Source organism: Thiorhodococcus mannitoliphagus (assembly GCF_010915725.1).
Taxonomy (GTDB): Bacteria; Pseudomonadota; Gammaproteobacteria; order Chromatiales; family Chromatiaceae; genus Thiorhodococcus; species Thiorhodococcus mannitoliphagus.
The window spans coordinates 1-2,166 of the sequence record NZ_JAAIJR010000295.1 but is presented as its reverse complement, the minus strand read 5'-3'; the positions used below and the strand labels follow the sequence as shown (position 1 = coordinate 2,166).

Sequence of the window (2,166 nt, the reverse complement as noted above, 5' to 3'; positions counted from 1 at the left end):
AGACGCCGCAGTCCCGGGGTCGGTCTTTCGGGAGCGGTTACATCGCCACAGCCTCCGCTGCCTCAAGGGCTGGCGTCTGGGGCGGTTGTAATGAGCGCGGTGGCAAGCGAGTTTGCACGATCACCATGTCAGCCCCACAGCACGGGCATTTCAGCGTGGGCCGGGGTTTGAGCTGAGCGATCAGGCGCTTCGGATCGAGGCCGAAGAGCCACTGCAACACGGCAATAGCGCGCTTGCTGTTGGGATGCAGAAAGCCGTAGTTGCGTGTCCGGCGAAAGCCCTTGGGCAAGACATGCTGGAGCACCAGGGCGAGGAAACGTGCCCCCGGCAGGGTGCGGTACTCCAAGCGCTTGCGCTTGGCATCGCGGTACCGGAAGGTTACCTGTCCGTTCTCACAGGAAACGATGTCCTTCTCTTGGATGACGCCGCGATAGAGATAGCGCCCCAAATAGACCAGCGCTTTCTCGCCACGCCCGACGTTCTTGCAGTCGACGACCCAGGTGCTCGGTAGGCCGGGCGGTAGGCTCAGTCCCTCGGCGGTGATGGCCTCCAGCAACTTGGCGCGGAAGACCTTGGCCAGCGCCTTGTGATTGAACAGATAGCCGCGCTTGGCGCTTTTGGTGCGCCACAGCTTCTTGTCCGGATCGATGGCTGCGGCGGGCACCACGAGATGGACATGGGGATGGAAATCGAGGCGACGCGAATGCGTATGGAGCACCGCAATGGCCCCGGCCTCGCCCTGCAGGGTGTTATCGTTGAGGGCGAAGGTGCGCACCGTCTCCCAGCTCGCGCGGATGAGGTGATCGTAGAGCGCCTGCTGGTTGGACCACACCAGTGCGCGCAGTGCCTCGGGCACGGTGAAGGTCAGCAGGAAGTAGGTCGCCGGTACCTGTTTGGCAAGCTGACGCTCGATCCATTGCTGGCTCTCATGGTGCTGACAGTGCGGACAGGCGCGATGACCACAGGAGTGCGGGACGCGTTCGGTGTGATCGCAGGCGCTGCACTGCGCGCGCATCATGGGACTGGCCGAGGTGCGGCAGGTCTTCAGCGCCTCGAGGGCCTTGAGCTGGCTGGGTAGGATCGAATCACCCATCTGCGCCAGATACTCCGCCTTGAAGGTCGCGATGATCGAAGACAGCAGGATCATTTCACGCCCCTCCAGTCGATGGAGAAGCCGCGCATCAAGGCGTTGATCGCCTGCTCGGCGTTGCCGTTGGTCTGAGCGGTCAGGTGGGTGTAGCGGGCGGTGGTGAGGATGGAGTGATGGCCGAGGATCTTCTGGACTTCCAGCAGATCGACGCCGGCCTCGATCAGGTGTGTGGCATAGCTGTGCCTAAGGCTATGAGGGGTAATCTTTTTTTAAGCCCACAGGAGGTGACCACCTTACGCAGGGTCATCTGCACGCCGCCACGATCCAGTGGGGTGGACGCCGAGGTCGCGGCCTTGAGTCCGCCCGCGCGATTGGGAAACAACAGCACGGGGTTGCGATGCACCTGCCAGAAGCGGCGCAGCAGCTCAAGCGTTGTCTCGGGCAGTGGCACCAAGCGATCCTTGTTGCCCTTGGCATCACGGATGTGCACGCGCCGACGCGCCGCATCGATATCGGCCACCGTCAGGCGCAGCCCCTCGCCGAGGCGTAGACCCAAGCTGTAGAGGGTGAAGAAGAAGACCCGATAGCTCAGTGTCTGGGTCGCCTGAATCAGGCGCTGAGCCTCCTCGACGGTGACGATATCCGGCAGGCGCTGCCCTTTGGGCGGTTTGACGAGGTCGACGTTGACCCAAGGCTTGCGCAGGACGTGGGCGTAGTAGAACTTCAGCCCGTACAAGTCGAGCTTGACGGCACTCCAGGAGTGAGTTTCGAGCAGATCGCAAAAGTAGTCGAGCAACTGCTGCTCGGACAGATCCTCGATGTCGCCGTCAAAATAGGCGCCGATGCGGCGCACGGCGCGTGCGTAGGCTTCGATGGTCTTGGGCTGTAGACCTTTGAGCCGAAGGTGCTTGAGATGCGCCTCGTAGTGACGCTTGAACTGCGCTTCGCAGGAGCTGGACATGGTGGTGTAACCTCATGATGTTGAACAAACGGCCCCTCGTAACCGAGGGCATGAGGTTACATTCTAAGCGCCACGCCGCCGCATGGACTTTCTCCGCGCAGCGGCTTCGTCCAAC

Annotated in this window: 1 protein-coding gene and 1 pseudogene; both read right to left on the bottom strand. The window is 62.2% G+C overall.

Annotated elements, in window-relative coordinates; genetic code table 11:
• Window positions 1-37: 37 nt before the first annotated feature.
• Window positions 38-1,147, bottom strand: coding sequence for an IS91 family transposase (locus tag G3480_RS26285; RefSeq protein ID WP_164657152.1), 1,110 nt, complete (start codon window positions 1,145-1,147; stop codon window positions 38-40).
• Window positions 1,144-2,051: pseudogene (locus G3480_RS26275) on the bottom strand (tyrosine-type recombinase/integrase). Before G3480_RS26275 ends, G3480_RS26285 begins: the two are co-directional and overlap by 4 nt.
• Between the last annotated feature and the right edge of the window lie 115 nt (window positions 2,052-2,166).